Origin of the sequence: Actinomadura sp. GC306 (assembly GCF_004348665.1) — a bacterium.
GTDB lineage: Bacteria > Actinomycetota > Actinomycetes > Streptosporangiales > Streptosporangiaceae > Spirillospora.
Window position 1 is genome coordinate 19,435 of record NZ_SMKM01000062.1, and the last position, 8,378, is coordinate 27,812.

Consider the following 8,378-nt stretch of genomic DNA (forward strand, 5'->3'; position numbering starts at 1 on the left):
ACGCCACCGGCCGGGGCCGCCCCCGCGATCTGTTGCACGGCCCGCCCCGCAGGAGCGCGGTAGGGTCGGCGAATGCTCCAGCGCGCATACGGCATCGCCCGCTCCCTGGTCATGTACTACGGCGTCCCGGGCAAGCACCGACGCGCGAAGCGCCTCTACGGCGAGTTCCTGGGCCCCGGCGATCTCGCGTTCGACATCGGCGCGCACGTCGGCGGCCGGATACGCGTATGGCGGCACCTCGGCGCCCGCGTGGTAGCGGTCGAGCCCCAGCCCGACTGCCTGAGCGTCCTGCGCCTCTTCTACGGCCGCGACGAGGACGTCACGATCGTCCCCGGCGCCGCAGGAGCGAAGCCGGGCCGCGCGGAACTGGCGCTCTCGACGGCGACGCCCACGGTCTCCTCGATGTCCCCCGACTGGATCGAGTCGGTGACGACGGACAGCAGCTTCGCCCACGTCCGCTGGGACCAGACCCTCGAAATCGAGGTCACCACACTGGACGACCTGATCGCCGCCCACGGCGTACCGGCCTTCTGCAAGATCGACGTAGAGGGCTACGAGGCAGACGTCCTGGCGGGTCTGACCCACCCCGTCCCCGCCTTGTCCTTCGAGTACGTCCCGTCTGCCCACGACGCCACCCTGGAAGCACTCCGCCACGTGGAGCGCCTGGGCAGCTCCGCAGGCGGCTACGTCTACAACTACTCCCCCATCGAAACGATGAAGTTCGCCAGCCCCCGCTGGCTCGACGCAGCCACCCTGGAACGCCGCCTGGAGAAGATCCGCCCCCGAGGCCGCTCCGGCGACATCTACGCCCGCCTCCGCAACTGACCCGCCGCCCCTGAAGGGTCTTGCCTTCAGAGCTAAAGTAGCCTTACTCTTACAGGTGTTGCCTTAACCTAACAGTGTGCCTGCGAAAGAGATCGATGCCGAAGTCAAGGCGCTGAGGGAGCTCGGGTGCACCGTCGAACTATGCGGCCCGCACGCTCACTGCTACGCCACCGTCAAGTGCCCGGGCGGACGGCACTGCTGTAACCCGTTCTCGATCAACGGGTCGCCACGAGTACCGGAGCACGAGATCCAGAAGATTCGCAGGCGCATCCGTCTATGCCCGGCGATCGCCCGGACCGTCGACGGGGAGGAGACCTGATGAACACCTACTGGTTCACCATCAAGACCAGAGGCTTTCCGGCAACGGAACTGGCCGCCATCTCGGACAAGCTGTACGGCCTCCTGCAGCAGAGCGGCGGTGTCGATGCGCTGATCGCCGGGGATGAGCGCGGTGGCGAGGTCGAGTTCTCCCGCGAAGCCGAGGATGCCGTCATCGCCATCGTGTCGGCGATCGAGCAGGTCGAGGCCGCCGGTCTGGACGTCACCGGCGTGACCGAAGACCTCGTTGACATCGAGACCATCGCCGACCGGGCCGGCGTGAGCGCGGCGGCAGTCTCGCACTGGACGTCCGGGACGCGTGGCGGCGGCGGCTTCCCCACACCGGTCATCGAGCGCAAGCGCGGCAGCCTCTGGTCCTGGTCAGAAGTGTCGCGGTGGCTTCAGGAGAGAAAGCTGGGCAATGTCGACCATGCGGCCGTAGAGGTCGCGCGGGCGGCCCGCTTCTTCGACGCCGTCCTCATCGCACGACGGGAACGGGACCAGGTAGTCCCCTCCTACCGACGCGAGCGCGTCAGAAGCCTCCTCACTGACCTGGTGGCATGACGACCACCGCCCGCCCTGTCCTTCGAGTACGTGCCGTCGGCCCACGACGCCACCCTGGAGACCCTTCGGCCCGCCTCCCCACCTGACCCGGCCGGATTCGGGGCCGGTGCGTCAGCGAGTGAGGTCGACCGAGGAGGGAGTGAAGGCGAGGTCAAGGCGGGTGAGGCGGCGGATCATGAGACTGGGCACGTACCGGGCGGGTGAGGTGGCGTGGAAGGCGCCCTGGTCCAGGAGAGCGCGCACGGCCAGGACGGCTTCCAGGCGCGCCAGGTGGGCGCCGACGCAGAAGTGGATGCCGCGGCCGAACGCGGTGTGCGATTTGATCGCGGGCCGGTGCAGGTCCAGGGCGTGGGGAGTGGGGTAGGCGGCGGGGTCGCGGTTGACCGCGCCCCACAGCAGCATCAGGCGGGATCGGGCGGGCAGGTGCACGCCGCCGAGTTCGGTGTCGCGGGTGGTGACGCGGAAATGGCCGCGGAACGGGCTGTGCAGCCGCAGTGTCTCCTCCACGAACGCCTCGATCTGGCCGGGGTCGTCGCGGAGCCGGTCGGCCAGGGCGGGGTCGTCGGCGAGGGTGCGGGCGGCGGCGCCTAGCAGGCTCGTGGTCGATTCGCTGCCGGCGGTGACGAGTTGCAGCGCCATCTGGACGCGTTCGTCCTGGGTGAGGGTGTGGTCTTGAGCGAGGGTGTCGAGCAGGCCGCCGCAGGGGCGGGCGGCGGCGCGGGCGAGTTGCTCGTCGAGGTAGCGCATCACCTGGAGGATCTGCTCGGCCAGCTGCATCATCCGGTCGGGGCCGGCCAGGCCGCTGAGCAACTCGATCGCGGCGTCCGACCAGGCGGTGACCTGGTCGGCGTCGGACTCGGGCAGCCCGAGGATCCGGCTGATCACCAGCACCGGGACGGGAGCGGCGACCTCGGCCATCCAGTCTCCGCCGCCGCGGCGGGCCAGGGCGGCCACCCGCGGGTGCAGCAGGTCCTGGATCTGGCCGGTCAGCTCGGCGACCGTGCGCCTGGCGAACGCCGGGGCAACGGTGGCGCGCTGGCCGGTGTGGCGGGGCGGGTCGACGGTCGCCAGCACATCGACGGCCGCGCCGCCCATGTCCACAAAGCCGGTTCCGCCCGGGCCGGCCGCCAGCAGCCCGGCCAGGTTGCTGGAGAACACCGCCGGATCCTCCAACGCCCGCAGGACCTGCTCGTGCGCCACCACCAGGTGCAGGCCCAGCTCGGGCAGCAGATGCACCGGGCCGCGCTCACGCAGCCGCTGGTACCGGGGATAGGGGTCGGCCAGCGCTTCGGGGGAGAACAGGTCCTCGGAGACCACAGGAGCCCTCATATAACACGTTATAGTTCACGTTATCGTCTGGTGGGAAGGGTTCATCCGCGTTGGACAATCCGCTGCCGGCCGTGGAGCACGGCCGTTCCACGCTCAGCGTCAACCGGCCGCTGAAGGAGTCCGAGCGGGCCCGGCGGGAGCGGATACTGGCCGCCGCCCACGAGCTGGCCTGCGGCGGCGGCTACCCGGCCGCCACGATCCGGGCGGTCGCCGAGCGGGCGGGCACCACCCCGGCCACGGTTTACCGGTACTTCCCCTCCAAGGACCATCTGCTGCTGCAGCTGATGATCGACTGGTCGGAGCAGTCCATCGCCGACCTGACCGCAGCCGCCTACACCGGCACGGTGCCCGAACGGGTCGCGGCGGGGTTCGCCGACCTCATCGACTGGGCCGCCGCCGAACTGCCGCTGCTGTCGGCGGTGATGAGCGCCGTCAGCTCACCCGACATCAGCGGCGGCGGCCTGACGATCTGGCGCGAACTGTTCACCGCGCTCATCCGCGCCGCCCTGAACGAGCCTGCTTGGGAGGACACCGAGGGAAAGGCCCTCACTCTCGGCCACGTCCTGATCGCGTGCTTGCTGGACCTGACCACCACCCGCACCACGACCGAGCAGACCCGCGCCCACATCACCACCGCCGCCCGCCTCATCTTCCGCTGAACGCGCCGGCCGCCGCTCGTCGTTGCATCCGCGCCCACCCGGCTACGCCCTCCCTGGGACCGGGAGGACGAGTCAGCGCCCAGGGGTCCAGTCAGGACGTCAGGTCGAAAGAACCGCCCTTGATACCGGCGAGGAGGGACGCCCACGCGGACGGCGCGACGGAGAGCACCGGCCCATCGACGTCCCTAGAGTCACGCAGCGCAATACCTTGATCCATCAGCGCGGCAACCTCAACGCATTCTTGCCCTTCGCTTCCGCTGTAGCTGCTCGTGCGCCAGATCACAGCGACTTCGACACACGACGAACCGCCGCCGCCGCTGTGAGTACTCTTGCGCCAGCGCGAGAAGGAGAACTGAGTGGTGGTCATGAATTAGACACTAGCCGTTCGATCAATCCGCGGGAGTCTGAAGGGGAGAGCGCCGCAGCTCTGAGATGGTCGAAGACAAGATCATAGTGGCGAATCACCTCCAGTTCCTCCAGGTACCAGCCTGTGGTGAGGTTCTCGACGAGAACCACGGACAGGTCGTCGGTGGTCAAGGTAGTGAAGGAACCATTGTGGCCTGGGTGGGAGCCAGCCGAGTATGGGAGCACTTGAAGCGTTACGTTCGGCATTGCCGAGAGTTGCATAAGGCGCCTGAGCTGGCCTTCCATAACGTCCGCCCCACCCTGTCGCTGGTGCAGCGCAGCTTCGCAGACGATGGCCCACAAGCTGAGCGGATCTTCCTTGAAGAGGACCTGCTGACGGCGCATACGAACCTCGGTCAATCCGTCCACGTCATGCGGTTCCCCTATCGAGATGGAGGACTCGATGACGGCACGGGCGTAGGGCTTGCTCTGGAGAAGCCCTGGGACGAGATGTAACTCAAATGTCCTGACAGACGTCGCCTCAGCCTCCAGCGATATGTAATCCATCGTCGATGGTGCGAGCTTGCCCTCATGGCGGAGCCACCAGCCCTTCTTACCGGAATCTCGGGCAAGGCTGTAGAGAGCCTGGCGCTTGGCCGAGTCGGTGAGTTCGTAGCGGTCGAGCATGTGCTCCAGGGCGGGACGGCGGATGCCGCGTTTGCCGGTCTCCAGCTTGCTCAGGGAGGACGGCGTGCGGTTCAGCAGGCGCGCGGCCTTCTGGAGGTTGAGGTCGCGGCTCTCCCGCAGCTCGCGCAGCATCGCGCCGAGCTTGCGGCTTCGCATGGTCGGACGCTGCGGGTTGTCCATGACGTAATCATTACCTGACTATGCGTAGCCATGGGACGCGTTCGTCTGGTTGGACACGGTGACTCAGTCAAAAGTGACTCGGGCCATCGTGTCCGGGGACCTCGGGACGAGGGAGACGAACGCATCGCTCGGACCAGCACGCCCCGCCCATTCTTTTCGGACACGAGGATCCGGAAGGAGTGGAGTAGTGACGGTGCCTACCCTGAAATTCGATGCGTTCCTGCTGCCGGGGATGGACCGGGCGGCCGGACAGGCGCGGCGGTGGCTGCGGGACGTGCTGGGCGAGCACCCGGCGTTCGACGACGCCGCGCTGTGCATGAGCGAGCTGATCACCAACGCCGTCCGGCACACCGAGTCCGGGCGGGATGGGCAGGTCCGGGTAGAGGTGAGCCACTCGGAGAAGATCGTCCGCGTCGAGGTCATCGACGACGGCGACGCCGAGACCGTGCCGCATCTGTCCACGGTGGACGAGATGGACGTCTGCGGCCGGGGCCTGCGGATAGTGGCCTTCCTGTCCACCGACTGGGGCGCGGCCCGGCTGGACAAGGGCCATGCAGTGTGGTTCGAGATCGACCTTGGATAAGCCGAGCTCAGGCGCGGGTGGGTTCCGTTCGTACAGCATCGTCCGGGCCGTCGCCTGATCAGGGGCGGCGCACCCACTCCGCGACGAGGACGTCATCACCGTCCCCGGAGCCGCCGGAGCGTACCGGCCTTCTGCAAGATCGACGCAGCAGGGGGAAGGAGCAGACATCCTGGCGGGCCCGCCCCACCCAGAAAGGGGCGAGTACGACACTTCTGGTACATCGATACTGAAAGGGGACCGGCAGCGCGCCGCGCGAGTCCGTCAGATATCCGCGTTGCTTCTCCCCCTACCTCCGCCCGGCAGATAGGGTTGCCCCCGGCGGGCATATCGATCATGCCCGTATTCGCCGCTCCGACAACGGTGTAATCCTGCCGCACACGAAGCGGCGGGCGGGCATCCGAAGGTTCGAGCCGCGGCGAAGCACCAAGGATCAAGCTAGAAAGTTTCCCTACATGACAATGACGTCGATGCCGCACTGGCGCAAGAGTTCTCGATGCACCGCGGATGCGAACTGCGTCGAGCTCGCAGGCCACGCCTCGGACGCGGTCGCGGTTCGAGACACCAAGAACGGGCCGGACGGGCCGGTGCTGATGTTCACTCGGGGCGAGTTCGCCGCCTTCTTCGCGACCATCAAGGAAGGTGGGGCCGACCTGCGCTGACGCTCGTCGAGCGGTCCCTCGCAGCTTCGCCTGAGAGGGACTTGCGACCGCGGTTCAGTCCGCGTCCTCCTGCCAGACCTCCCGCAGCACCCGGGAGATGAGCCGCAGGGACTCCTCACCGGAAAGCGACGACCGCTTCAGCGCCTCCCAGGCCCTCCGGTAGCGATCCGTTATCTTGTCGTCCTGGACGTCGAGCTGCAATTGAAAGCTGTCGATGTACGCCACATCAGGGAATCGCACATCGTATGCGGGAGTAAAAGTCAAAAGCGTGAACGACTCGCCGATGATCGGTTCTCGGGGGACGTTCATCGGCTGCACGAAGAGCTCCACATTGGGCAGCTCCGCCATTTTCAGCATGGCCTCCAACTGGCGCCGCATGATTTTGCGATCCCCCACCAGCCGCAGCAGCACCGATTCGTCGATAATGGCCGAGTAGTCGAGCGGCTTTTGTCGGCTGAGCAGTTCCTGGCGCCGCATGCGCACTTCCAGGGCGTGCTCGACCTCCCGCGGAGTACTCAGCACGATGGCTCGTCCCGTCTCGAAGACACCGAGGGCGTACTCCCGCGTCTGGAGAAGCGCGGGCACAATGTAGGTGCTGTACAGATACGCTTCGCTCGCCTCGTCCTCCAGTGCCACGTAGGCCGCGAACCGCTCGGAGAGAGTGTGCCGGTAGCCGTCCCACCAGCCGCGTTGGGTCGCCGCCTGCGCCAGGGCCAGGATCTCCCCCATGTGCCCCTCTTCGACCTCGTACAACTCCAGCAGCAGGCGCACATCGGAGACGCGGACACCGATCCGGGCATTCTCGATCCGGCTCAATTTGGAGGGGGACCAGCCGATACGCGTGGCTATCTCTTCCGCGGTCGGGCCGAGGTCCTCCCGGAGCCGGCGCAGTTCCTCTCCGAGACGGCGTCGGCGGACCGTCGGTGCCGCTGCCACAATGCCCTCCGCTGCCGGTGCCACACCGAGTGATAGTTCTAGAGCTTCTTGCCCTGCAACTTGCAATCACATCTTGCGTAAGCCTGCCCCGGCACACCAGATCACAAACCTGGCTCGAACATCCAGAACAAGTCGACAAGTTGGTGTACCGGGAGCACTCTCCCATCCTGCCTTCCCCGCCACAAAGCCGTTTCCCCGGCTGCATGCACTTGGCCGTGCATCTTGCACAGCCCCGCCCTGTTTTGCAAACTGGGCACGACACCCCAGAAAAAGTCGAGCAAACGCACACAGTCGAGGCGGTTCGGAGCCCCCGCACCCGAATCGGGCGCACCTCAGCACGGCCCGCGAGGCGATGCGGCCTCGCCGGGCCACCTCCGGGGCCACGGCACCCGCGTGGCCGCGCTTCGATGTCCCGCCCACAGGCGGGGCGCATCGGCGGAAAGGCAAGATTGGGGGTTGCCCGGTGAGCGATCAACCGGTGCACAGGAGCATCCTTGTCATCGACATCGAGGGGTCCACGGCGGCGGGGCGGACGAACCCGATCCGGCGGGAGCTGCGATCGCGGGTCTACGACATGCTCGCCGGCGCGATGGAGTACTCCGGGATCGACTACCGCTGGTGCGACCCCTTCGAGGATCGCGGCGACGGAGTCCTCATCCTCATGCACCCGGTGGACGAACTGCCCAAGACGCTGCTTCTGTCCAGGCTCGTTCCGAAACTGGCGCACCAGCTCGTCGAGTACAACGGCAGCCTCCCGGCCACGGAGCGCACTCGACGCGGGCTGCGGCTCCGGGCGGCCGTGCACGCGGGAGAGGTGCACCGGGACGGCAAAGGGTGCTTCGGAGAGGCGGTCGATCTCGCGTGCCGGCTGCTCGACGCGCCGAAGCTGAAGCAGTGCCTGCGCGACAACCCGTCCCCGATGGTCCTCGTGGTGTCCGAAGAGTTCTACTGGGCGATCGTCAGGCACGGGTACGAGGGCATCTGCCCCACCACCTACCACCCCGGCCTCAAGGTCTCCCTCGGCGGGCGGCGGAGTCAGGGGTACGTGCATGTGCCTTCTGTCCTGCGGCTCACTGCGGCACTGCAGGACCACGTCGCTTAGGCCGCCGGGCACAGGACGTAGAGGACGGCGTCGCGGCCACCATGAGTACTAGTCGAACTACGTACGGTGGCGGATGCACGCCGGGGCGTCACCCATGACAGTGGCGAAGGGGGCACTGGGCGGGTGTTGGGTGTGTCACATCCAGGTCGCCCGAGCTGGTGTGGAGGGCAGTGGTGCTGGGGGCGCAGGGG

At 67.4% G+C, this 8,378-nt stretch carries 10 protein-coding genes; 6 read left to right on the plus strand and 4 right to left on the minus strand.

The annotated features are described in order from the left end of the window. Nucleotides 1–72: 72 nt before the first annotated feature. Nucleotides 73–825: an FkbM family methyltransferase gene (locus E1200_RS11955; protein ID WP_131951923.1), complete on the plus strand. Its 753-nt coding sequence runs from the start codon at nt 73–75 to the stop codon at nt 823–825. Nucleotides 826–1,143: 318 nt separating this feature from the next. Beyond that, entirely contained in the window at nt 1,144–1,707 is a 564-nt protein-coding gene (locus tag E1200_RS11960) for a hypothetical protein (RefSeq protein WP_131951924.1), read from the plus strand. A 111-nt stretch (nt 1,708–1,818) separates the two neighbouring features. On the opposite strand, the gene E1200_RS11965 is transcribed toward E1200_RS11960, so the two are convergent. Next, nucleotides 1,819–3,036, minus strand: coding sequence for a cytochrome P450 (locus tag E1200_RS11965; protein ID WP_131951925.1), 1,218 nt, complete (start codon nt 3,034–3,036; stop codon nt 1,819–1,821). 50 nt (nt 3,037–3,086) lie between these two features. Here E1200_RS11965 and E1200_RS11970 point away from each other — a divergent pair, with 50 nt between their 5' ends. Beyond that, nucleotides 3,087–3,695 (plus strand): TetR/AcrR family transcriptional regulator, encoded by a 609-nt coding sequence (locus E1200_RS11970; protein WP_131951926.1) that lies wholly within the window; start codon nt 3,087–3,089, stop codon nt 3,693–3,695. Between the two features lie 91 nt (nt 3,696–3,786). Here the strand turns inward: E1200_RS11970 and E1200_RS11975 are convergent, their stop codons facing one another. Together E1200_RS11975 and E1200_RS11980 are read right to left on the minus strand one after the other, a co-directional pair. Continuing rightward, nucleotides 3,787–4,062 (minus strand): DUF397 domain-containing protein, encoded by a 276-nt coding sequence (locus E1200_RS11975; protein WP_131951927.1) that lies wholly within the window; start codon nt 4,060–4,062, stop codon nt 3,787–3,789. After that, entirely contained in the window at nt 4,059–4,907 is an 849-nt protein-coding gene (locus E1200_RS11980) for a helix-turn-helix transcriptional regulator (protein ID WP_131951928.1), read from the minus strand. Before E1200_RS11980 ends, E1200_RS11975 begins: the two co-directional genes overlap by 4 nt. A 187-nt stretch (nt 4,908–5,094) precedes the next feature. On the opposite strand from E1200_RS11980, the gene E1200_RS11985 reads away from it, so the two are divergent. Together E1200_RS11985 and E1200_RS11990 are read left to right on the plus strand one after the other, a co-directional pair. Beyond that, on the plus strand, nt 5,095–5,490 hold the full coding sequence (locus tag E1200_RS11985) for an ATP-binding protein (protein ID WP_131951929.1): 396 nt from the start codon (nt 5,095–5,097) through the stop codon (nt 5,488–5,490). A 452-nt stretch (nt 5,491–5,942) separates the two neighbouring features. Then, a complete protein-coding gene (locus E1200_RS11990) occupies nt 5,943–6,149 on the plus strand; it encodes a DUF397 domain-containing protein (RefSeq protein ID WP_243708494.1) in 207 nt (68 codons plus the stop codon). Nucleotides 6,150–6,203: 54 nt separating this feature from the next. On the opposite strand, the gene E1200_RS11995 is transcribed toward E1200_RS11990, so the two are convergent. Next, nucleotides 6,204–7,109 carry a DUF5753 domain-containing protein gene (locus tag E1200_RS11995; RefSeq protein ID WP_243708495.1) on the minus strand — a complete coding sequence of 302 codons (906 nt, stop codon included), beginning with the start codon at nt 7,107–7,109 and terminating at the stop codon, nt 6,204–6,206. A 439-nt stretch (nt 7,110–7,548) separates the two neighbouring features. On the opposite strand from E1200_RS11995, the gene E1200_RS12000 reads away from it, so the two are divergent. Then, nucleotides 7,549–8,187: a hypothetical protein gene (locus E1200_RS12000; protein WP_131951930.1), complete on the plus strand. Its 639-nt coding sequence runs from the start codon at nt 7,549–7,551 to the stop codon at nt 8,185–8,187. Nucleotides 8,188–8,378: the final 191 nt, after the last annotated feature.